This is a genomic window from Mycobacteroides chelonae (assembly GCF_016767715.1).
Taxonomy (GTDB): domain Bacteria; phylum Actinomycetota; class Actinomycetes; order Mycobacteriales; family Mycobacteriaceae; genus Mycobacterium; species Mycobacterium gwanakae.
In genome coordinates, this window is the sequence record NZ_CP050145.1 from 88,813 (window position 1) to 111,344 (window position 22,532).

Here is a 22,532-nt window from a genome sequence, read left to right on the forward strand (position 1 = left end):
AATTTCGCGAGGAAATCCGGCCGATTCTCCTCGCGAAGTTCCCACTCGGCTGTTCGAGCCCGGTGTGCGTGGCCGTCAGGCCCCGCGCCTGCCCAAGAAGAACGTGGCGGCGGCGCCCAGCGTGGCTGCCACCACCGCGATCCCTCCGGCCAGCCACCAGGACGGCCCGTTCGAGGCGTCGGGGCTCTTGGATGCGAGCAGCGCACCGACGATCGTGTTGAAGTTGTCGGTCTGATCGGTGAGTCCGGAGACGTTCGCGGCACCCGGCCCGTAGGCGGCGATGCGCACCTGCGTTCCCGTGTGCGTCTGCGACTCCCCTTCCGGCGCGGTGGGATACATGATCCGCATGGTGGCGCCGTCGGCCGTCTTCACCGCGACCGACAGGGCGGTTGGGTTGTCGAAGTCCTCGGGAACGATGAGCGAGGAGTGCCCGTGATCGGCGGTCACGATGACCAGGGTGTTGCCGTCCTTGCGGGCGAAGTCCAGCGCCGCCGCGACGGCCTCGTCCAGCGCGATGGTCTCACCGATCTGACCGCAGATGTTGGCCGCGTGATCCTGCTTGTCGATCGACGCCGACTCCACCTGCAGGAAGAAACCCTTGTCCTGCCCCTTTTTCGAGTTCACCAGCAGGTCAATGGCTTTGGTGGTCATCGCGGACAGTTGAGGTTGGTCTTTGGGCAGCTCGGGGTTGGGCCGGCAGGTGGTTGCGGGCAGCTTGCCGCCGTTGGGAACCGCCGCGGGCACCTTGTCCCACTGCACCGGCAGGTTGCCCTTCGCGAACACACCGAGCACCGGATTGTCCAGGCTGCCTACCTTGTTCAGATCACCCGCGGTGGTGGGCAGCTGGTATCCGGCGGCCTTGGCGACATCCAGTGAGCTCTTGCCCCTGTGCTCGCCGCCGGTGATGGTCTCCTCGAAGTACTTACCGCCGCCGCCGAGGCTGATATCGGCCCGGGTGGCCACCAGCTGCTCGGAGATCGAGCCCTTGCCGCCGTTGTCGACGGCGTTGCCCGCGCACTTCTCGAGAGTCTCCTTGGGGCCCTTGCAGTCCCGATCGACGACATGGGCGGTGAGCACGGCCGGGGTGGCGTCCTGCAGTTCCGCGGTGGTGACGTTTCCGGTGGCGAATCCCTGCTTCTGCACGATCTCCAGGATCGTGTCCAGGGGCTTGCCGTCGAGGTCGACCGAGATGGCTCCGTTGTAGGTCTTGGTCCCGGTCGCCCACCCGGTGCCGGAGGCCGCCGAGTCGGTGACGTAATCCGGCTTGCCCTTCTCGGGGCCGTCCTTGGTGAGCGCGAACGTGGTGTACTCACCGGTGATGGGCAGTGCGTCGAGTCCGGGAAGGGTCCCGGCGGCGCCGTGCTGGTAGTTGCGCGCCGAGGTGATCTCCGAGGTCCCCATGCCATCACCGATCAGCAGGATGACGTTCTTGGCGTTGCGGCCCTGCACCGAATTCCGCAGATCTGCCGCCTTGTCGCCGTCACGTCCGCCCGGCGTACGGTTCGCGCCACCGGTCTTGGCGATCTCGCCGACAGGCACCTCGGGAGCGTCCGAGGGCGGTGCGGCGGCCGCGGACGGAGCAAGGGCCAGGATCAGTGTCGAGGTGAGGGCGATGACTGCGTGGGAGATGCGCATCGGGCCAGTTTCCAGGGAACCGATGAACGCTCGGTGAACCGATGGGGAAACGCCTCACCCAGACCGAGGTTATGGCGCATACGTCTCGCACAAATTCGCCACAACCTCGGTCTCGGCGCAGAGGTGTTACTCGGCGGGCAGATCCAGAACCAGGCGCCCTTCCCCGCGCGATACGCAGGTCAGGATCTGTCCCTCGTCTCGCTGGGATTCGGTGAGGATCTGGTCCCGATGGTCGACGGTGCCTGCCAGCACGTTCACTCTGCAGGTACCGCAGAAACCCTGCTGGCATGAATACGCCACATGGGGCAGCTTCTTCTTGATGACGTCCAGCGCCGTGCGATCGGCGGGCACCTCGAGCACCGGCCCACCGGGGCCCAGCTGTACCTCGAAGGGATGACCATCCACCACGGGTGCGGCGGCAAATCGCTCGAAATGCAGTTCCACCGACGGCATTTCGAGTAGGCGCCGCTGCAGGACGGCGAGCATCGGTGCGGGGCCACAGCAGTACACCGCGTCGTTCTCGCCCACCTCGGGCAGCAGGTCATTGGCGGTCGGCAGACCCGACTGATCGTCGGTCCGCACGATGACCCGATCACCAAAGCGTTTGAGCTCATTGAGGAACGGGAGCGAATCGCGGTTCCGGCCGGTGTACACCATGGTCCATGGCTTACCCAGCTGCTCGGCGAAGGCGATCATGGACAGGATCGGTGTGATGCCGATGCCGCCGGCCACGAAGTGCAGCTTGCGCGGCCCGGGCTGGGTCATCGCGAGCGGGAAGGCGTTGCGCGGTCCGAGGATCGACACGGTGGCGCCGATCTGAAGCGCGTCATGCACCTCGATGGAGCCACCGCCGCCCTCGGGGATACGACGCACGGCGATGCGGTAGTGGTACGGGTCGGAGACGTCGCCGCACAGTGAGTACTGCCGCATCCGGCCCGACGGCAGCAGTAGATCCAGGTGTGCGCCGGGATGCCACGGCGGAAGGCGTTCGCCGTCGGGTGCGGCGAGCACCAGGCTGGCGACGTCCTGATCCTTCGCCTCGATCCAGCGGTCCTTCACCACCAGCGTCAGCGTGCGGTCGACGTGGTTCTCGGGCGGTTTCTTGAGAATCAGCAGGGCGCCGATGGCCCGGACCGCGACTGGGAACAGCACGCTGCCGAGTGCGATCGTGGGCGACACCGGCAGGGTGCCGTACAGCGTGGGCGGCAGCGAAGGCCGTTTGCGCTTGGGAGTGGGCTGCGGAGTGCGGCGAAAGCGATCGAACATCAGTAGCCGGCCGCGGCCTTCGCGGCGGGTGACGTACTCAGGTATGCCACCGCCTGCGCCGTGCTGCCCACCTGGTCGGGTGAGAAGCCGGGACGCATGAATTCCATGGCCGACTTGGCCAGCTCGCGCCACCGCAAGAACGCTCCCCGCTTCATGGCCTTGTTCATCTGCCGCAGCACGCCGAAGACGCCGTAGTTGGGCAGCGACGGGTCCTGCCGCACCAAGAACTTGGTGTAGCGCAGCATCACGCCCACCAGCAGCATGGTGGCCAGCACGAAGGTCAGCATCATGTGCCCGCGGCGGATCTGGAAGTACCGGGCCACGTCGTACGCGACGCTGCGGTGCTCGACCTCTTCGGCGCCGTGCCAGCGGAACAGGTCAACCATCTCCGCGTCGGCGTTGAACTTCTCGAAGGGGTGGTTGAGCACCCAGTCGCCGAGCACGGCGGTGAAGTGTTCGATACCGGCGATGAGGGCTAGCTTCTCCACCATCACGCGGTACCGGAGCTTCTCGCTGCGCAGCTCGTTGGTGCGCTCCAGCATGTGCGTGATGTATTCGATCTGGGTGATCGCGGGCGCGACGTTGATGCCGTTCTTCTCCAGGAAGTCGCCCAGCACCTTGCTGTGGGTCTCGGCGTGCACGGCCTCCTGGCCCATGAATCCGATCATCGCCTCGCGGATCTTGTCGTCCTTCACATACGGCAACGCGCGGGTGAAGGTGTCGACGAATGCCCGCTCACCCTCCGGCAGAAGGAGATTGAAGGCCGAGATGAAATGCGAGACGATGGGCTCGTTGGGGATCCAGTGCAGCGGCGTGTGGCTGGTGTCGAACTGGACATTGCGCGGCCGGAGCACTACCTCGCCGGGCTCTGTGGGTACGACGTGCAGGCCGGTGGCCTCAGTTGTGTTGCGCGCCATGGTGTCCTCCTATTTGTTGAGTTTGTTGCCAAGGCTGCCCCAGAAGAGCCGGTTCAGCGCCGGGGCCAGGCGGCTGAGGTGGTATTGCATGTGTGCTTCCGGAGTGACCGGGACGACCGACTTGCCTTTGAGGACGGCATTCACGATGCCCTTGGCCACCTTCTCCGGGCCGTAGCCGCGTTTGGCGTACAGTCCCGCGCCCTGCCGCTGGCGCTTGGCCTGGTCCTCGGCCGACAGACCGGAAAACTGAGTGGTGCGAATGATGTTCGTGTTGACGATGCCCGGGCAGATGGTGCTGACCTTGACCTTCGCGCGAGCGAGCTCGCCGCGCAGCACGTCGGAGAACATGAACACGGCGGCCTTGCTGGTGGCGTAGGCGCCCATCTCGGGGATCGGCGTGTACGCGGCGGCACTGGAGATGTTGACGATGTGCCCGCTCTTGCGCTCAGCCATTCGAGGGCCGAACGCGCGGCAGCCGTACACGACTCCATTGAGATTGATGTTGAGCACGCGCTGGAAGTCCGCAGACGGCGTATCGAAGAATCGTCCGGCCTGGCCGATGCCGGCGTTGTTGATCAGGACGTCCGGCACTCCGTGCGTGGCGCAGACTTCGTCGGCGAATGCGGTCACGGCGTTCTCGTCGGACACATCCAGGGCATAAGGGTGGGCGGTGCCGCCTAATTTCTCCACGAGCCCGACGGTCTCGTTCGCGGTGTCGAGGTTGATATCGGCGACAACGACACGGGCCGCCTGGCGGGCGAAGGCCAACGCGGTCTCGCGGCCGATGCCGCTTCCGCCGCCGGTCACCACCACCAGGCTGTTGCGCTGTGCACTGCCGGATGTCATGCATCCTCCGAATCCTGCGCACCGAGCGCGCTTACGTGATAGCGGAGATTGTAAATCACCAAACGGGGGTCAAAAAAGACGCAGCGTTTGGTAAAGGGGTCCGGTGGTGTTTATCGAGGAAACGGGCGTTGACCTACACGTTGAGAGAACGACGCCGCAAGGTGTCGCGCCATCTAACCACCCGAGTTGGCGTCCACCGGGGTTCCTGACATATCGTTTTGATTACTTGTCGCGTCGGGGCACGAGATCCGCTGGTCAACGGTGTCCGGCGGGTGCCTCATCGTCGGAGCCGGATGCTCTTCACGCAAGCGGTTCATCGCCGCGAGCCCACGAAGCAGACGGCCGAGAAGGACGCTACGGACAAGGGCCAACGGGCCAGCCCCGGGGTTTGAGCACCACCCCGTGCCGGTCTGTGGGGCACCTTCGAGGAGGGCATTGACGGGTGCATACAGCCTGTGCACCCAGGGAGGCCCTGGAGACGAGACGAGCAGCCATGCCACACCCCGCGACCGGGCTCTACAACCCGGCCTACGAGCACGATGCGTGCGGTGTCGCCATGGTCGTGGATATGCACGGCCGGCGCAGCCGCGACATTGTGGACAAGGCCATCACCGCACTGCTGAACCTGGAGCACCGTGGTGCCGCGGGAGCCGAGCCCAATAGCGGTGACGGCGCCGGAATCATGCTGCAGATCCCGGACAAGTTCTTCCGCGCTGTCGTGGACTTCGAACTGCCCGCCGAGGGCAGCTACGCCTCGGGTATCGCGTTTCTGCCCCAGGGATCCAAGGACGCGGCGGCGGCGTGCGAGGCCGTCGACAAGATCGTCGAGGCAGAGGGTTTGACCGTTCTGGGCTGGCGTGAGGTTCCGCACGACGACTCATCGCTGGGCGCCCTCGCCCGCGACGCCATGCCCACCTTCCGGCAGCTGTTCATCTCCGGTGCCTCCGGTATCGACCTGGAGCGGCGCGTCTACGTGGTGCGCAAGCGCATCGAGCACGAGCTGGGCAACCAGGGATCGGGCCGCGGCAGCCTTGGCGAGGAAACCGTCTATTTCCCAAGCCTTTCCGGCCGCACCTTCGTCTACAAGGGCATGCTGACCACTCCGCAGCTGCGGGCGTTCTACCTCGATCTGCAGGACGAACGCGTCGAGAGCGCGCTGGGCATCGTGCATTCGCGCTTCTCCACCAATACCTTCCCGTCCTGGCCCCTGGCGCACCCCTACCGCCGGGTGGCGCACAACGGTGAGATCAACACCGTCGCGGGTAACGAGAACTGGATGCGGGCCCGTGAGGCGCTCATCAAGACCGATGCGTTCGGCGATCCTGCCCAGCTCGACAAGATCTTCCCCATCTGTACGCGCGGTGCCTCGGACACGGCGCGGTTCGACGAGGCACTGGAACTGCTGCACCTGGGTGGCCGCCCCCTGCACCATGCGGTGCTGATGATGATCCCCGAGGCGTGGGAGCGGCACGAGTCCATGGACCCGCAGCGCCGCGCGTTCTACGAGTACCACGCATCCCTCATGGAGCCCTGGGACGGGCCGGCCTCGGTCTGCTTCACCGACGGCACCATTGTCGGCGCCGTGCTCGACCGCAACGGCCTACGGCCGTCCCGTGTTTGGGTGACCAACGACGGACTGGTCGTGATGGCCTCCGAGGCCGGCGTGCTGGATCTGGACCCGTCCACCGTCGTGCAGCGCACCCGCCTGCAGCCCGGCCGCATGTTCCTGGTGGACACCACCCAGGGCCGCATCGTCTCCGATGAAGAGGTCAAGGCCGAACTCGCCGCCGCGGAGCCGTACCAGAAGTGGATCGACGAGGGCCTGGTGCGCCTGGAGCAGCTGCCAGACCGGCCGCACCAGCACATGCCGCACAACCGGATCGTGTTGCGCCAGCAGGTATTCGGCTACACCTATGAGGAGATCAACCTCCTGGTGGCACCGATGGCCCGCACCGGCGCCGAGGCACTCGGCTCAATGGGCACCGATACCCCGATTGCGGTGCTGTCCAACCGGTCCCGGATGCTGTTCGACTACTTCCAGCAGCTTTTCGCGCAGGTCACCAATCCCCCGCTGGACGCCATCCGCGAGGAGGTCGTGACGAGCCTCGGCGGTGTGATTGGTCCCGAGGGCGATCTGTTGAACCCGACCGCCGAGTCGTGCCACCAGATCCTGCTGCCGCAGCCGGTGTTGCACAACGACGAGCTGGACAAGCTCATCCACCTCGACCCTTCGGACGAGGTCAACGGGCGTCCGCATGGTTTCTCCAGTCGCGTGATTCGCTGCCTGTACCCGGTTGCCGAGGGTGGTGCGGGACTACGGACCGCCCTGGAGTCGGTGCGTGCGGAGGTCTCCGCGGCCATCGCGGGCGGCGCCCAGGTGATCATCTTGTCGGATCGCGAGTCGGACGATCAGATGGCGCCAATCCCTTCACTGTTGGCTGTTGCCGCGGTGCACCACCACCTCGTTCGCGAGCGGTCCCGCACCAAGGTCGGTCTGGTGGTCGAGGCCGGAGACGCCCGCGAGGTGCACCATGTGGCGGCACTGGTCGGTTTCGGTGCGGCCGCCGTCAACCCCTACATGGCCTTCGAGTCCATCGAAGATCTGATCGACCGCGGCATGATCTCGGGTGTGGAGCGCGACAAGGCGATCCGCAACTACATCAAGGCCGCGGGCAAGGGCGTGCTCAAGGTCATGTCCAAGATGGGCATCTCCACCCTGGCCTCCTACACGGGTGCCCAGCTCTTCCAGGCCATCGGCCTGTCACCGGAGCTGCTGAACGAGTACTTCACCGGATTGGCTTGTCCCACAGGCGGTATCGGTCTGGACGAGATCGCCGCCGACGTTGCCTCCCGCCACCACCTGGCCTTCTTGGAGCGCCCCGAAGAATGGGCGCACCGGGAGCTCGAGGTCGGTGGTGAGTACCAGTGGCGGCGTGAGGGCGAGTACCACCTGTTCAACCCCGACACGGTGTTCAAGCTGCAGCACTCCACCCGGACCGGCCAGTACTCGGTCTTCAAGGAGTACACCCAGTTGGTCGACGACCAGAGCGAGCGGATGGCTTCGCTGCGCGGTCTGCTGAAGTTCAAGTCCTCCGAAGACACTGGGCGCGCGCCGGTTCCGCTGGACGAGGTGGAGCCCGCCAGCGAGATCGTGAAGCGTTTCTCGACCGGTGCGATGAGCTTCGGCTCCATCTCTGCCGAGGCGCACGAGACCCTGGCGATCGCGATGAACCGCCTCGGTGCTCGATCGAACTCCGGTGAGGGCGGCGAGGATCCGCGTCGATTCACGCCCGATGAGAATGGCGACTGGCGACGCAGTGCCATCAAGCAGGTGGCCTCCGGCCGGTTCGGTGTGACTTCGCACTACCTGAGCAACTGCACCGACATCCAGATCAAGATGGCGCAGGGCGCCAAGCCCGGCGAGGGTGGCCAGCTGCCCGCGCACAAGGTCTACCCATGGGTGGCCGAGGTGCGGCACTCCACACCCGGCGTGGGACTCATCTCCCCGCCGCCACACCACGACATCTACTCGATCGAGGACCTGGCGCAGCTGATCCACGATCTGAAGAACTCCAACCCGCAGGCGCGTATCCACGTGAAGCTGGTGTCGGAGAACGGTGTTGGCACGGTTGCCACGGGTGTTTCGAAGGCCCACGCCGATGTGGTGCTCATCTCGGGGCATGACGGCGGCACCGGTGCCACCCCGCTGACCTCCATGAAGCACGCGGGTGCGCCGTGGGAGCTGGGTCTGGCCGAGACACAGCAGACGTTGTTGCTCAACGGTCTACGTGACCGCATCGTCGTGCAGGTCGACGGCCAGCTCAAGACCGGTCGCGACGTGATGATCGCCATGCTGCTGGGCGGCGAGGAGTTCGGTTTCGCGACCGCTCCCCTGGTCGTCTCGGGCTGCATCATGATGCGCGTCTGCCACCTGGACACTTGCCCGGTTGGTGTGGCCACGCAAAACCCCGTGCTGCGCCAGCGGTTCAACGGCAAGCCGGAGTTCGTGGAGAACTTCTTCCTGTTCATCGCCGAGGAAGTCCGGGAACTGATGGCCGAGCTCGGTTTCCGCACCGTCAACGAGGCCGTCGGCCAGGTTGGCGCGCTGGACACCGAGAAGGCGATCGCACACTGGAAGGCCAGCAAGATCGATCTGACCCCGGTGCTGACGGAGCCGGAGTCGGCGTTCATGAACCAGGACCTGTACTGCAGTGGGTCGCAGGACCATGGCCTGGAGAAGGCGCTGGACCAGCAGCTGATCGTGATGAGCCGAGAGGCCCTCGATCGCGGTACTCCGGTGAAGTTCGAGACGCTGATCACCAACGTCAACCGGACTGTCGGCACCATGCTTGGGCACGAGGTCACCAAGGCCTATGGCGGCGAGGGACTTCCGGACGACACCATCGACATCACCTTCACCGGCTCGGCGGGGAACAGCTTCGGCGCGTTCGTGCCGCGTGGCATCACGTTGCGGTTGTTCGGCGATGCCAACGACTACGTGGGCAAGGGACTGTCCGGCGGGCACATCGCGGTGCGCCCCTCCCGCGAGGCACCGGCAGACTTTGAGGCCGAGAAGAACATCATCGGCGGAAACGTCATTCTGTTCGGCGCCACCAGCGGTGAGGCCTTCCTCAACGGATTGGTGGGCGAGCGGTTCGCCGTGCGCAACTCGGGTGCATCCGCTGTCGTCGAAGGCGTGGGCGATCACGGCTGCGAGTACATGACCGGCGGCACCGTGGTGGTGCTCGGCCCGACCGGGCGCAACTTCGCCGCGGGGATGTCCGGCGGTGTGGCCTATGTGTACGACCCGGCCAAACAGCTGGTGGACAACCTCAACGACGAGATGGTCGATGTGGACGCGCTGGATCCTGACGATGAGCAGGTGCTGCGCAGCCTGATCGAAAAGCACGTAGCGGCGACCGACTCTGCTGTCGGACAACGTATTCTGGCCGACTGGAGCGGCCAAAGCGACTCCTTCGTCAAGGTGATGCCTCGCGACTACCGTCGCGTGCTGGAGGCCATTGCCGACGCGGAGCTGACCGGAGGCGATGTGAACGAGGCGATCATGGCGGCAGCTCGTGGGTGACCCAAGCGGCTTTCTGACTCACACCACCCGCGAACTGCCGAAGCGGCGTCCCGTGCCATTGCGGCTGCTCGACTGGAAAGAGGTCTACGAAGACTTCGAGCACACGGCCCTGCAGACGCAGGCGTCGCGATGCATGGACTGTGGAATTCCGTTCTGCCACAAGGGTTGCCCGCTGGGTAACTTGATTCCCGAGTGGAACGACATGGTGTACCGCGGAAACTGGCGTGAGGCCATCGAGCGGCTGCACGCCACCAACAACTTCCCGGAATTCACCGGCCGGCTCTGCCCCGCGCCCTGTGAGGCGTCGTGTGTACTGGGCATCAACCAGGACCCGGTGACCATCAAGCAGGTCGAGGTGGAACTGATCGACAACGCCTTCGAAAACGACTGGGTCAAGCCCATTCCGTCCGAGGTGAAGACCGGCAAGAAGGTCGCGGTGGTCGGTTCGGGTCCAGCTGGTTTGGCTGCGGCGCAGCAACTTACGCGCGCCGGTCATGATGTCACCGTGTATGAGCGGGCCGACCGCATCGGCGGTCTGCTGCGGTACGGCATTCCCGAGTTCAAGATGGAAAAGCGCCACATCGACCGGCGGTTGGACCAGATGCGGTCCGAGGGCACGGTTTTCGAGGCCGGAGTGAACGTCGGTGTCGACATCACCGCCGACGAGCTGCGCGCGAAATTCGATGCCGTGGTGCTCGCGGGCGGGGCGACCGCCTGGCGTGACCTTCCGGTTCCGGGACGCGAACTCGAGGGCATCTACCAGGCCATGGAATACCTGCCCTGGGCCAACAAGGTGCAGCTGGGCGACGACGTCGTGGACGAGGACGGGCAGCCCCCGATCACCGCAAAGGGCAAGCGCGTCATCATCATTGGTGGTGGTGACACCGGAGCTGATTGCCTGGGCACCGCGCACCGCCAGGGCGCGACAAGCGTCCAGCAGTTCGAGATCATGCCCAAGCCGCCGGAGCTCCGTTCCGAGCGCGACCCGTGGCCGACGTACCCGACGCTGTTCCGGGTGGCCTCCGCGCACGAAGAGGGCGGCGAGCGGATCTACGCCGTCAACACCGAGCGGTTCCTCGGCGAGGACGGCAAGGTGACCGGCTTGCGAGCCCACGAGGTCGTCTTCAACGCCGGAAAGTTCGAGAAGGTCGAGGGCTCGGACTTCGAGCTGGAGGCCGACATCGTCTTCCTGGCAATGGGATTCGTGGGTCCGGAGAAGCCGGGCCTGCTGGAGAACCTGGGCGTGGAACTCACCGACCGCGGCAATGTGGCGCGTGATGGCGCGTATGCGACGTCGGTGGACGGCGTGTTCGTGGCCGGCGATATGGGCCGGGGCCAGTCGCTGATTGTGTGGGCGATTGCCGAGGGCCGTTCCGCCGCTGCCGCGGTGGACGAGTACCTGACCGGTGAGACGGCGCTGCCCGCGCCAATCAAGCCGACTGCCGCACCACAGCGCTGAGCTTCCTGGTCGGCGTTGCCGGGCTCGCGAGGGCCGGTAGCTCCGGGCGATTTCACCTCGTGTTACCTGACATGTTTGCTTGTTGTCGGTGTGACACGTGATCTAGGTCGGGATTTGCGATATGCTACTGGCTGGTTCTGAAAGCTTGCCGACGCAGGAGATGTTCTCGTGCCCAACACACCCGTTACGAAGACATGGGTTGGCCGAATTGCCTGGTCACTGCTCCGTCATCCCATGAAGAGTCATAGTTTCCCTGCGAAGAACGAGCGACTCATCACTCCCGAAGAGCTCCTGCGCTTCAGCCACTGAGCGTTGCTCGCGACAGCCATTGGGCGTGTCGAGGTGCGAACACGCCCGGCATTAAAGATCGTTATCGATCCGTAACCGTCTCTGTCGTAGGCGGTAGCGGACGGTGCTGGTCGCCGATCCCGCCTAACTCCGTAGCGTGAGCACCTGTGGCCCGTCCTCGGTGATCGCGATGGTGTGCTCGGAATGCGCGCCCCGAGACCCGTCGGCCAGCCGGAGCGTCCAACCGTCTGGATCGACGGTCAGCCGATGGGTTCCCCGGCCGAACCATGGCTCCAGTGCGAGCGTCAGGCCCGGCTTCAAGGTCATTCCCCGCCCAGCCGTCCCCTTGTTCGGAACATGGGGGTCCTCATGCATGGTCCGCCCCAGCCCGTGCCCGCCGAAATCGGTGTTGATCCGATACCCGCCACCTTCGGCCACCGCGGCGACGGCTGCGGAGATATCGCCGAGCCGGTTACCCGGCTGAGCGGCCGCGATGGCCGCATCCAGGGCGGCGCGGGTGGTGTCGATCAGTCGTACGTCCTCGGGATCCGGGGTGCCGACGATGACGCTCACCGCAGAATCGGCCACCCAGCCGTCGATACTCACCGCGAAGTCCATGCTCAGCAGGTCGCCGTCGGCCAGCACGTAATCGTGTGGAAGCCCGTGCAGTACTGCGTCATTCACCGACAGGCAGATGACATTACGGAAGGGGCCGCGCCCGAACGAGGGGGAGTAATCCCAGTAGCAGGAAACCGCGCCGCGTTCTGTGACCATTGCGCGCGCCCGCTGCTCCAGGTGCAGCAGATTGATGCCAGGCGCGGCGATAGCCGACAGCTCGGAGAGCACCGAGGCGACAAACTCGCCGGTCACCCGCATGTGCGCGATCTCTGCGGGCGATTTCAACTCGATCACGCGAACCTCCTGGACGGTATTTAAATACCACCTTAGGGCTTTCGGTATTTAAATACCAAGACTAGAGTCGGCGGCATGGTTCGGCAGCCGCTCACCGCAGAACAACTCGCCGCGGGGAAGCGTCTGGGTGTGCTGTTGCGCTCCGCTCGGGGCGATCGACCGCTGGACGATGTCGCCCGCGCGTCCGGAATCTCTCCGGAAACCCTGCGCAAGATTGAAACCGGGCGGCTCCCGACACCCGCTTTCGGTGCCGTCGTGCAGCTGGCCGTCGCATTGCGTCTCGACCTCAACGACATCGCGGCGGCCTGGCAGGAAGAGGCCAAGATCGGCGCCGCGTCGTAGCTGGGCCAGCGGCCGTAAAATCTGGCCGATGCACAGCTGGGGCGGGGAGATGCGGCTGCCGCGGGGCGCCGTTCTGAGTGCGCTGATCGTGGCCGGAGCTGCAATCGTGCTGCACAACGGCCTCGTCCCGTTCGACACGCGGTTCTTCGGACTGACCAAAAACGGCTATGACCTGGACACCTATCGCGCCGCAGTACGCGGCCTCTGGGAGGGCAAGAGGCTGTACGAGGCCCCGGCGCTCAACCAGGCGTGGTTCGTCTATCCTCCGTTCGCGACGGTGGTTCTCGCGCCGCTTGCCTGGGCCTCGTTCGATGTCGCCAAGTGGCTGTTGCTCGCGCTGTCCATCGTCGCGCTGACAGCCATCGCGTGGCGCGTCCTGCGTCTAGCCGGCATCCGCGCCGATATCCGGCTGGCCGTAATGACCACGGCGCTCGCGGTTGTCGTGATCGATGCCGAACCGGTGCAGGCCACCCTCTGGTGGGGGCAGATCAACGTCCTGCTCATGGCGCTGGTGTTCCTGGACCTGGCGCGATCAAACCCGGGACGGTGGCAGGGGATCGGGCTCGGACTGGCTGCGGGTATCAAGCTCACGCCGCTGGTTTTCCTGCCATACCTCCTGCTCACCCGGCAATGGCGTGCCTGCGCCATCGCGACGGCGACGTTCGCCGCCACCGCGGCGTTGACGTGGCCGCTGCTCTCGCGCGACAGCGCATGGTTTTGGAGTCATCTCGGAGACACCGCGCACATCAGCCGCATCGATCACTTGGCCAATCAGTCGATCAACGGATTCTTGGCGCGCTACTTCTTTCCACACGTGCGCCCGGAGTGGCTGTGGATTTCCTTGAGCCTCTTGGTGCTTGCCGCCGGCATGGCTGTCGCGGTGTGGGCACACCGCAGGGGCGAGTACGTGCTGGCAGTGGTGTCCGTAGGGCTCACCGGTTGCGCGGTGTCGCCCTTCAGCTGGGCTGCGCACTGGGTATGGTTCGCCCCTGCGATCGTCTGGCTTGTCGCCAAGGCGTGCACGACCGCGCGACCCTGGTCGAGCGGCTGGGCCTGGCGGGCGGCGGGGCTATTCGCGATGGTGTTCATGTGGACCCTGCACCGGCCCGGCCGTGGGCACACCACCATCTACTTCAGCGGGGTGTACTGGAACTTCCTTGACCTGCGCCCGTTCTGGATAGGCCAGCTGATGAGCGGCTGGTATCCGTTGGTGTTCCTGTGCTTCATGATCGGCGCCGTCAGCTGGTTGCGGCTCAGCAGTGCGTCGGTGCGAGATGAGCCGGACGACTTTTCGATGCTCTCGACGGATGTCGAGGACTATCCGCCGGAAATTCTTGATGAGGAGCTGGCGCTGCGCGCCTAGAGTCCAGGGGTGGACCCTGTCGCGGCATTGCGTGAAGTTGCCTACTACAAGGAACTGGCGCGCGAAGAGTCGCGCCGCGTCATGGCGTACCGCAAGGCCGCCGACGTCATCGCCGCGCTGAGCCCCGAAGAGCGAGAGCGCCACGGTGCCAACAAGACCTGGAAGAGTCTCACGGGCCTGGGCCCCAAGACGGCGACCGTCGTCGCCGAAGCCTGGTCCGGAAAGGTGCCGGTTGCGCTCGAACAACTACGTGCCAGCGCCACGGGCACCGGCGGTGGCACCATGCGCGAAGCGCTCAGGGGCGACCTGCATCTGCATTCGAACTGGTCGGACGGATCGGTGCCCATCGAGGAGATGATGAGCACCGCCAAGGCGCTCGGACACGAATACTGCGCGCTGACGGACCACTCGCCGCGTCTGCGGGTCGCCAACGGGCTGTCTGCGGAACGGTTGCGTGCTCAGCTGAAGGTGATCGACGGACTACGAGAACAGATGGCGCCCATGCGAATCCTCACCGGGATCGAGGTCGACATCCTGGACGACGGCGATCTGGACCAGGACCCTGAGCTTCTGGATCAGCTCGATATCGTCGTCGCGAGTGTGCATTCCAAGCTCGCGATGGACTCCGCGGCGATGACCCGCCGCATGATCGCCGCCGTGACCAACCCTCGCGTCGACGTGCTGGGCCATTGCACGGGGCGGCTGGTGGAGGGGGAGCGCGGCCTCCGCGCGGAATCGAAATTCGATGCCGCAGAGGTATTTCGGGCCTGCCGCGATTCGGGCACTGCCGTCGAGATCAACTCGCGCCCGGAGCGACGCGATCCACCGCGCAGGCTGCTGGACTTGGCGTTGAACATCGGTTGCGACTTTTCCATCGACACCGACGCGCATGCGCCGGGACAACTGGAGTTCTCCGGGTACGGCTGCGAGCGTGCGCTTGAGGCCGGTGTGCCGGAAGAACGAGTGATCAATACGTGGCCCGTGGAGCAGCTGTTGGCCAGGACCAGCAAGGGCCGCTGATCGCCTATTGACACTTTGAACACATTCGCGCAAAGTGTTCAAACGTGAAGCTCGTGAAGACGGCGGGTCCGCGCGGTGAGGTGCCTGAACCGATTGTCGCGGCCGTCGCGCAGACCCTGGTCCGCTCGGGAATCCAGCGTTTCAGCCTCTCGGCGGCCGCCGACGAGGCGGGTGTCTCGCGTGGAACCATCTACAACTGGTTCGGCGGCAAGAAGGAAGCCATCGATGTCGCTGTCGGCTTCATCGCGGGCGCCTTCATCGAGCTGTTCGCCGGGGCGGTGAGTGCCAAAGCCACGCTGACCGAGCAGGTGGGCGAGGCGGCGGTACGCATCAGCGATCACCGGGCCTGGTCCGACCGCCTGGATCCGACCCTGCACGTGTCGAACGTGCTGGAGCTGGTGCTCGAGGAGTGCGGTGACGACCTGATGCGCCGCTCGGTGGAGTTTTGGGTGCCACAGGTGCAGGCGGCCAAGAAGCGCGGCGAGATCGGTAAGGACGTCGAAGCCACCGAGGGCGCCGAATGGATCATGCGGACCCTGATGAGCATCGAGGTGCTGCCCGCCATCTCCGTTGACCTGAAAGACCCGGCCGTGGTGCGGGATTACTTCTCCCGGTTCATCCTGCGTGGGTTGGCATGAGTGACATCGACTATCAAGTGGCGATCATCGGGGCCGGCCCCGGTGGCATCGCCGCCGCTCACTATCTGCGCCGGCGGGGTATCGACGACTTCGTGATCCTGGACCGTGCCGACGATTTCGGTGGCACCTGGCGCGATAACACCTATCCGGGCCTCGCCGTGGACATCCCGGTCTTGTTCTACCAGTTGAGCTTTGCGCGAACGGGCCGGTGGAACAAGCTCTTCGCCGACGGTGCCGATATCCAGCGCTACCACCTGTCGGTGGTGGACCGCTTGGGCTTACGCAAGCACTTCCAGGGCGGCAGCGCCGTTACCGCGGAACGCTGGAACGAGGGCGGCAGCCACTGGGAACTCACCGTCGCTGGGAAGCCAACGGTGCGCGCCCGGTATGTCATCAGCGCCGTGGGTGGATACATCGACACCAAACCCGGCCCGGATATCCCGGGCCTCGGCGACTTTCGCGGCAGAATCATGCGGCCCAACGCGTGGGACCACTCATACGACTACGCGGGTAAGCGCGTCGCGGTGATCGGTACCGGCTCCAGCGGCATCCAGATCGCCCCCGCAGTCGCGGAAACTGCCGCGTCGGTCACCACCTTTCAGCGCACCCCCGCATGGATCATTCCCAAACCCAACCCGAGTATCTCGGCCCGCGGGCAGCGGATTCTCGGCGCGCCGTTTGTGCTGACAGTCATCAACGCGCTGATCATCGGATCGATGGACGCCGCTCAGGCGGTGCTGTTCCATCTGCTGCCGCTGCTACCGGAATCGCTGCTGCGCAAGATGATTCCTCGATACGACGATATGGCGCGCAGGTGGTATCGCAAACTGCTGGCGGACACCGTCCGCGATCCGGCTCTGCGTGAGGCTTTGATGCCAAGCTACGGAATTCTGGCACGGCGCACCATCTTGTCCAATGACTTCCTGCAGGCCGTGGACGCCGGCGCGGTCCGACTGATCACCGACCCGATCTCACGGATCACCGAGAATGGTGTCGAGACGGCAGATGGCACCCATCATGATGTCGACCTTTTGGTATTGGCGACCGGATATGAGATCTACACGGATCCGGAACATTACCGGCCCGGAACCGTGCGGGGCCGCGGCGGATTCGACCTGGGTGAGTACTACCGCGACCACGAAATGCGGACCTACGGCGGCGCGGCACTGCCGGGCCTGCCCAACCGGTGGGTGTTGGTGGGACCCGAGGGCAACCAGGGGCAGGGGTGGCACGCCATGGTGGAGGCCAACGCGCGTCACGCCGCCCGGGTCATCGCAGAATCCGTGCGGACCTGCCGAGAGATCGCGGAAGTACGCCAACGTGCCTTTGACGCATGGGTGCGGCGGATGGCCCATCAGAGCAAGGCGATCCGGTTGTACGCGACCGACTGCCAACCGCCACTGAACACCTACTTCGTCAACTCAAAGGGGGAGGCACGCTACTACCGGCCCCAAACCGTAAGCGAAATGAACTGGTTCTCCACGCATTCCCGACTCTCCGACTACTCATTTCGTCCGGCATCTATCCAAGCGAGGGCTTCCCATGGAAAAAGATCAGAACAGTCAGCCTGATAAACCACTGGCCGGCCGGGTCGCATACATCACCGGGGCGGGGCGCGGGCAGGGCCGCGCACACGCCATCCGGTTGGCCGCCGATGGTGCCGACATCGTGGCCATCGACAGCTGTGACAAGCCCTCGCCCTATAACGAATACCCGGCCACCACCGCCGAAGACTTCGACAAGACCGTCTCCGCGGTACGGGAACTGGGCCGTGAGATCGTCGCAGAACGTATCGACGTAAGGGACCTCGCCGGACAGCAGAAGGTGATCAACGAAGCGATCACCCGGTTCGGTCGGCTGGACATCGTGGTCGCCAACGCCGGCATCGCGAGCTGGGCGCGGCTGTGGGAGATCGAGGCCGACCAGTGGCGCGACGTCATCGACGTCAATCTGACCGGTGTGTGGAACACCATCAAGGCAGCGGTCCCCGCAATGATCGAAGCGGGCAACGGTGGGTCCATCATCACGGTCAGCTCATCGGCCGGGATCAAGGCCATGCCCGGCTGCGGCCACTATGTGGCCGCTAAATTCGGTGTTGTGGGTTTGACGAACTCGCTGGCGGTTGAGCTGGGGGAGTACGGGATTCGAGTCAACTCCATCCACCCGTACGGAACCAACACGCCGCTGGCAGCCGACGAGTCGGTGCTGCGGATGTTCGAGAAGTACCCGGGTTATCTGCAGAGCTTTAGCCAGACACTGGTGGACAACGACAGGCTCGTCGAACCTGCCGAAATCGCCGAGGTGGTGGCATGGCTCGCCGGCGACGCATCCGGTGTCATGACCGGCGCCCAGATTCCCGTCGACAAGGGGTACTTGAAGCGATGACCACGTGCCCGTTCGCACCCGGATTCGATTTCACCGACCCGGACCTCATCCAGCAGCGCATCCCCGCCGAGGAGTTCGCGTATCTCCGCGAGACCGAACCCATCTGGTGGAACGCCCAGCCCAGGGGAGTGGCCGGATTCGACGACGACGGCTACTGGGTAGTGACCAAACACAGTGACGTCAAAGAGATATCGCGGCTCAACGAAGTCTTCTCCAACAGCCTGAACACCACAGTGGTGCGCTACAACGAGGACATCACCGCCGAGCAGCTGGATATCCAGCGCGAGAATCTGCTGATCGACATGGATGAGCCGAAACACCGCATCCTGCGGCGCATCGTGTCACCGCTGTTTACCCCCAAGGCCGTCAACGGATTACACGAACGGCTGGTGGTGCGCGCCAGGGGCATCGTGGAAGCTGCCGCCGAAAAGTCCAGCGGCAACTTCGTGTCCGATATCGCCTCGGTGCTTCCCATGCATGCCATCGCGGATCTGGTGGGTATCCCGGAGTCGGACCGCCAACAGGTGCTGGACTGGACGAACCAGATGTTCGCCTACGACGACCCTGCGATCGGTAAAGATACGGCCACCACCGCAACTGTCTCTATGCTGGGCTACGCCTACGCGATGGCAGAAGAGCGACAACTGAATCCGCGCGACGACATTCTCACCGGATTGGTCCAGGGCGCGTACGAGGACCGCCCACTCACCCCGCTGGAGTTCGCCTACTTTGTCATCCAGCTCATGGTCGCGGGGAACGAGACCTCTCGTAACGCCATCACACATGGGGTACTGGCCTTCGCCGACAACCCCGCACAGTGGGAGCTGTACCGCGAGTGCCGCCCGCAGACGACTGCTGACGAGATCATCCGGTGGGCGAGCCCCATCATCGCCTTCCAGCGCACGGCGCTGCAGAATGTCGATCTCGGTGGTGTGCGGATCCAGAAGGGGCAGCGCGTGGGAATGTTCTACGCGTCGGCCAACTTCGACGAGGACGTTTTCGACGATCCGTTCACCTTCAACATCGAGCGCGACCCCAACCCGCATCTGGCCTTCGGCGGACACGGCATTCACTACTGCCTCGGCGCGAACCTGGCCCGGCTGGAGATAGGCATCATGTTCGATGCCATGGCCGACAGGCTTCCGGATCTGATGCCGACCGGGGAAGCCACCCGCTTCCGGTCGGGGTGGATTAACGGCGTGGTGTCGCTGCCCGCAAGCTACCGAGGGTAGACATCCGTGCGCAACCGTTATGCGGGGCACCCGTTTTCCACTTCTACGCAGGAGATCGCCGGGGCTCTGGAGGGACGTTTGTCTTAGGCAGTAGTTGATGGGGACATCTGAGATACGACGCTTTGTTCTCGGCTCAAGCGCTAGATTCCTAACGTGCCCCGGAGGACGAAGCGTTGGCAGAACAAGTTCCATCCGGTGCTACAGCAAATCGAGCGCCAGGCTGACGCCATGACGGCTCGCGGCGAGGAGCCGAGGAAACACCATATCGTCCCGCGCTTCTACCTGGATAGATGGACCGAGAACGGCAAGTTGCGAGCGACTGACCTGGATTCAAAGCAAACATTCACGCAATCGGCCGAGAACGCGGCACGCAGAACCGACTTCTATCGACTTGAGGATGGGACGTATAAGTGGGGTTCGCCGGTCTGGTTCGAGAGCATGCTCAGTGTCCTCGAGGGCCGTGTTGCTGCTCCGACCGATGCCCTTGCGAACGGTACGGCGCGCCTTGAGGACCTTCGTGCCGATCAACTTGTAGAGATCCTCTGGTTTATCTCGCTTCAGCTAACTCGGGGAATGAACTTTCGGCGAGGTCTGCTGTGGACGCTCGTTCAGGAGCATCTGATCAAGTACGAGTTCAGTGGCGATGATTCGCTCCGACAGCTTCTGGCAGACGGCGGCTACGAAGTGTCGGAAGAGAATGTAGCGCGTATGCGATCTCAACTTGATGAGATGCGAACCGATCCAGAGAAATTTCCGATGCTGACGACGTTAAAGATCAAGCAGACTGCAGAAGCTGCGGAGGCGATGTTCCCCTATCTTGCCGACCGCTTGCCGGTGATTTACCGAACTCCAAGAAGGCTGGTCACATGCGACGAGCCGGTCGTAATGCTCGACGAGGACATGGGATCAACCGGTGGCGATTTCGGCGTAGCAAACGCGCCGATAGTCGTTTATCCACTATCGCCGGACCGTGTGCTTGCTCTATTTCTCTCCGATTTTCGGATGATGCTGCGCGACGACGAAATGCTGACTCACGACGAATTGCTGGGCCTCAATCAGTCAATCCTGGGCAACGCGTACCTGCACGGCTTCGAAAAGCCATCGATGTCCCTGACCACACGGTTGTACGTCCCACCCTTACCTCCAGCCGGTGAGCGCGTTGTTGTCTCACGTAAATCGACAGGTGAGGAGATCCACAAGTTCACCCCGGGCCGTCGGTGGAGGGCACAACCGCAGGCGCCCAGCAAGCCTGTTGCCAGGTGGTGGCCGTGACAGGCTTAGATGCCTGGCAACAATATGGACAGAATGCTATGGCGCCGATGGCAGTTGGATTACTAGTAGATCCGCATCAAGGGCCCCAGGCGACAGAGGTGCTGTGGCGACACGGGTGGACCGTCGTGCCGTAAGAACGCCGACGGCGAGATGCACACCGTCAGCCCCTGGCGACTACCCGAGTATTGGCATGCGATCCGCAGCCTGGACTGGTCTGAGTACGTGTTCACCGGCGCTGGACAGTCCTGACCTGCGACGTCGGCGGCACAGTGTGTGTGCAACCGCAAGGGTCTAACTTTACTTTTCTCCCCGATCCGTAAGCGGTAGCATCGCGGCATGTCCGAACACTTTGACGTGCTCATCGTCGGCGCCGGCATCTCCGGCATCAGCGCCGCCTGGCACATCCAGAACCGCTGCCCGTCCAAGACCTATGCGGTGCTTGAGGCCCGCGACGATATGGGCGGGACCTGGAATCTGTTCAAGTACCCAGGTATCCGGTCGGACTCGGACATGTACACGTTGGGGTTCCGCTTCTCGCCGTGGAACGACAGCCGCACCCTGGCGGACGGACCGTCGATCCTCGACTACGTGCACAAGACCGCGGCCAACTCCGGAATCGACGGGCACGTCCGATACCGCCACAAGGTGGTCGGAGCGGCCTGGTCCACCGAGACCCAGCAATGGACGGTCCAGGTGGATCACGACGGCGAGACCGTCGAGTACACCTGTTCCTTCCTGTTTTGCTGCAGCGGCTACTACGACTACGACCAGGGTTACTCGCCCGAGTTTCCCGGCGTCGCCGACTTCAAGGGCACCGTGATTCACCCTCAGCACTGGCCTGAGGACCTCGATTACAAGGGTAAGAAGGTCGTGGTGATCGGCTCCGGCGCCACCGCGGTGACCCTGGTGCCGGCGATGGCGCCCGATGTCGGACACATCACCATGCTGCAGCGCTCGCCCACCTACATCCTGTCGTTGCCGAACGAGAACCCGATCATCAACGGTTTGCGAAAGATATTGCCGGCCAAGGTCGCCTATCCGATCGCCCGCTGGATCAATATCGGCCAGCTGATCTTCAGCTACCAGGCCAGTCGCAAGTTCCCCAAGGCCGCGCGGCGGATCATCATGCAGCAGGCCAAACTGCAGCTGCCCAAGGGCTATGACTACAAGACCCACTTCGGTCCCAAGTACAACCCGTGGGACGAGCGTCTTTGCGTGGTGCCCAACGGTGACCTGTACAAGACCATCCGCAAGGGCAAGGCCGATATCGTCACCGATCACATCGAGACATTTGACGAGACCGGCATCAAGCTCAAGTCGGGCAAGCATCTCGATGCTGACATCATCATCACCGCAACGGGTTTGAACCTGAAATTCTTCAGCGGTGTCATCCCGACGGTTGATGGCGTACCCGTAGACCTGCCCGCGCAGACCGTGTACAAGGGTGCGATGCTCACGGGCATCCCGAACATGGCGTTCACCATCGGGTACACCAACGCCTCGTGGACACTCAAGGCAGACCTGGTATCCGAGTACGTTGGACGTCTACTGAACTACATGGACGAGAACGGCTATGTCACAGCGGTTCCCGAGCTGGCCGATGAGACGCTCGAAAAGCAGCCGTTCATGGACTTCACACCGGGCTACGTGCTGCGCGCGCTGGATGAGCTGCCCAAGCAGGGTGACAAGCACCCGTGGCGTCTGAAGCAGAACTATGCCTATGACGTCGGGATGATGCGGCGCAGCCGGGTCAGCGAGGGTATGCGCTTCGGCAGAAAGAAGGCCGCCACCGAGACAACGCCGGTGGCCGTCAACAGCTAGATCTTCTCTGCGGAACGGCCGGGTGTCACGCGCGGACACCCGGCCGTTCG

The 22,532-nt window shown here is 64.2% G+C and carries 16 protein-coding genes; 11 read left to right on the top strand and 5 right to left on the bottom strand.

Annotated elements, in window-relative coordinates; genetic code table 11:
• Positions 1-75: 75 nt before the first annotated feature.
• The 4 genes from phoA to HBA99_RS00460 all read right to left on the bottom strand — a co-directional run bounded on the left by phoA (position 76) and on the right by HBA99_RS00460 (position 4,664).
• The gene (gene phoA, locus HBA99_RS00445; RefSeq protein ID WP_070951731.1) at positions 76-1,635 is read right to left on the bottom strand and encodes an alkaline phosphatase; all 1,560 of its coding nucleotides are present in this window, start codon (positions 1,633-1,635) and stop codon (positions 76-78) included.
• Positions 1,636-1,761: 126 nt separating this feature from the next.
• Complete coding sequence (locus HBA99_RS00450; RefSeq protein WP_030096194.1) at positions 1,762-2,901, bottom strand: PDR/VanB family oxidoreductase; 1,140 nt, start codon at positions 2,899-2,901, stop codon at positions 1,762-1,764.
• Positions 2,901-3,818, bottom strand: coding sequence for a metal-dependent hydrolase (locus tag HBA99_RS00455; protein ID WP_030096193.1), 918 nt, complete (start codon positions 3,816-3,818; stop codon positions 2,901-2,903). The genes HBA99_RS00450 and HBA99_RS00455 overlap by 1 nt, the downstream gene beginning before the upstream one ends.
• Positions 3,819-3,827: 9 nt before the next feature.
• Positions 3,828-4,664 carry an SDR family NAD(P)-dependent oxidoreductase gene (locus HBA99_RS00460; RefSeq protein ID WP_070923224.1) on the bottom strand — a complete coding sequence of 279 codons (837 nt, stop codon included), beginning with the start codon at positions 4,662-4,664 and terminating at the stop codon, positions 3,828-3,830.
• 493 nt (positions 4,665-5,157) lie between these two features.
• Between HBA99_RS00460 and gltB the strand changes: the two genes are divergently transcribed.
• Together gltB and HBA99_RS00470 are read left to right on the top strand one after the other, a co-directional pair.
• Positions 5,158-9,750 carry a glutamate synthase large subunit gene (gene gltB, locus HBA99_RS00465; protein WP_057967345.1) on the top strand — a complete coding sequence of 1,531 codons (4,593 nt, stop codon included), beginning with the start codon at positions 5,158-5,160 and terminating at the stop codon, positions 9,748-9,750.
• A complete protein-coding gene (locus HBA99_RS00470) occupies positions 9,743-11,209 on the top strand; it encodes a glutamate synthase subunit beta (RefSeq protein ID WP_070951730.1) in 1,467 nt (488 codons plus the stop codon). The genes gltB and HBA99_RS00470 overlap by 8 nt, the downstream gene beginning before the upstream one ends.
• A gap of 432 nt (positions 11,210-11,641) precedes the next feature.
• Here HBA99_RS00470 and map read toward each other — a convergent pair whose 3' ends face one another.
• Positions 11,642-12,409: a type I methionyl aminopeptidase gene (gene map, locus HBA99_RS00475; protein ID WP_070951729.1), complete on the bottom strand. Its 768-nt coding sequence runs from the start codon at positions 12,407-12,409 to the stop codon at positions 11,642-11,644.
• Positions 12,410-12,484: 75 nt separating this feature from the next.
• On the opposite strand from map, the gene HBA99_RS00480 reads away from it, so the two are divergent.
• From HBA99_RS00480 to HBA99_RS00520, 9 genes are all read left to right on the top strand, one after another.
• On the top strand, positions 12,485-12,751 hold the full coding sequence (locus HBA99_RS00480) for a helix-turn-helix domain-containing protein (protein WP_070951728.1): 267 nt from the start codon (positions 12,485-12,487) through the stop codon (positions 12,749-12,751).
• A 28-nt stretch (positions 12,752-12,779) separates the two neighbouring features.
• On the top strand, positions 12,780-14,114 hold the full coding sequence (locus tag HBA99_RS00485) for a glycosyltransferase 87 family protein (protein ID WP_070951727.1): 1,335 nt from the start codon (positions 12,780-12,782) through the stop codon (positions 14,112-14,114).
• Positions 14,115-14,123: 9 nt separating this feature from the next.
• Complete coding sequence (locus tag HBA99_RS00490; RefSeq protein ID WP_030096186.1) at positions 14,124-15,134, top strand: PHP domain-containing protein; 1,011 nt, start codon at positions 14,124-14,126, stop codon at positions 15,132-15,134.
• A 44-nt stretch (positions 15,135-15,178) separates the two neighbouring features.
• A complete protein-coding gene (locus HBA99_RS00495) occupies positions 15,179-15,772 on the top strand; it encodes a TetR/AcrR family transcriptional regulator (protein WP_030096185.1) in 594 nt (197 codons plus the stop codon).
• Complete coding sequence (locus tag HBA99_RS00500; protein WP_070951726.1) at positions 15,769-17,343, top strand: flavin-containing monooxygenase; 1,575 nt, start codon at positions 15,769-15,771, stop codon at positions 17,341-17,343. The genes HBA99_RS00495 and HBA99_RS00500 overlap by 4 nt, the downstream gene beginning before the upstream one ends.
• Positions 17,315-18,157 carry a mycofactocin-coupled SDR family oxidoreductase gene (locus tag HBA99_RS00505; RefSeq protein ID WP_070951725.1) on the top strand — a complete coding sequence of 281 codons (843 nt, stop codon included), beginning with the start codon at positions 17,315-17,317 and terminating at the stop codon, positions 18,155-18,157. The genes HBA99_RS00500 and HBA99_RS00505 overlap by 29 nt, the downstream gene beginning before the upstream one ends.
• Positions 18,154-19,389, top strand: coding sequence for a cytochrome P450 (locus HBA99_RS00510; protein WP_070951724.1), 1,236 nt, complete (start codon positions 18,154-18,156; stop codon positions 19,387-19,389). Before HBA99_RS00505 ends, HBA99_RS00510 begins: the two co-directional genes overlap by 4 nt.
• Positions 19,390-19,542: 153 nt before the next feature.
• Positions 19,543-20,661 (top strand): DUF4238 domain-containing protein, encoded by a 1,119-nt coding sequence (locus HBA99_RS00515; RefSeq protein WP_070951723.1) that lies wholly within the window; start codon positions 19,543-19,545, stop codon positions 20,659-20,661.
• 336 nt (positions 20,662-20,997) lie between these two features.
• Positions 20,998-22,482 (top strand): flavin-containing monooxygenase, encoded by a 1,485-nt coding sequence (locus tag HBA99_RS00520; RefSeq protein WP_070923233.1) that lies wholly within the window; start codon positions 20,998-21,000, stop codon positions 22,480-22,482.
• Positions 22,483-22,532 lie beyond the last annotated feature (50 nt).

Excerpts from the sequence above, each read along its gene's own strand:
- phoA (WP_070951731.1), bottom strand. The coding sequence starts at position 1,635 with ATGCGCATCTCCCACGCAGTCATCGCCCTCACCTCGACACTGATCCTG.
- HBA99_RS00450 (WP_030096194.1), bottom strand. The coding sequence starts at position 2,901 with ATGTTCGATCGCTTTCGCCGCACTCCGCAGCCCACTCCCAAGCGCAAA.
- HBA99_RS00455 (WP_030096193.1), bottom strand. The coding sequence starts at position 3,818 with ATGGCGCGCAACACAACTGAGGCCACCGGCCTGCACGTCGTACCCACA.
- HBA99_RS00460 (WP_070923224.1), bottom strand. The coding sequence starts at position 4,664 with ATGACATCCGGCAGTGCACAGCGCAACAGCCTGGTGGTGGTGACCGGC.
- gltB (WP_057967345.1), top strand. The coding sequence starts at position 5,158 with ATGCCACACCCCGCGACCGGGCTCTACAACCCGGCCTACGAGCACGAT.
- HBA99_RS00480 (WP_070951728.1), top strand. The coding sequence starts at position 12,485 with ATGGTTCGGCAGCCGCTCACCGCAGAACAACTCGCCGCGGGGAAGCGT.
- HBA99_RS00485 (WP_070951727.1), top strand. The coding sequence starts at position 12,780 with ATGCACAGCTGGGGCGGGGAGATGCGGCTGCCGCGGGGCGCCGTTCTG.
- HBA99_RS00500 (WP_070951726.1), top strand. The coding sequence starts at position 15,769 with ATGAGTGACATCGACTATCAAGTGGCGATCATCGGGGCCGGCCCCGGT.
- HBA99_RS00505 (WP_070951725.1), top strand. The coding sequence starts at position 17,315 with ATGGAAAAAGATCAGAACAGTCAGCCTGATAAACCACTGGCCGGCCGG.
- HBA99_RS00510 (WP_070951724.1), top strand. The coding sequence starts at position 18,154 with ATGACCACGTGCCCGTTCGCACCCGGATTCGATTTCACCGACCCGGAC.
- HBA99_RS00520 (WP_070923233.1), top strand. The coding sequence starts at position 20,998 with ATGTCCGAACACTTTGACGTGCTCATCGTCGGCGCCGGCATCTCCGGC.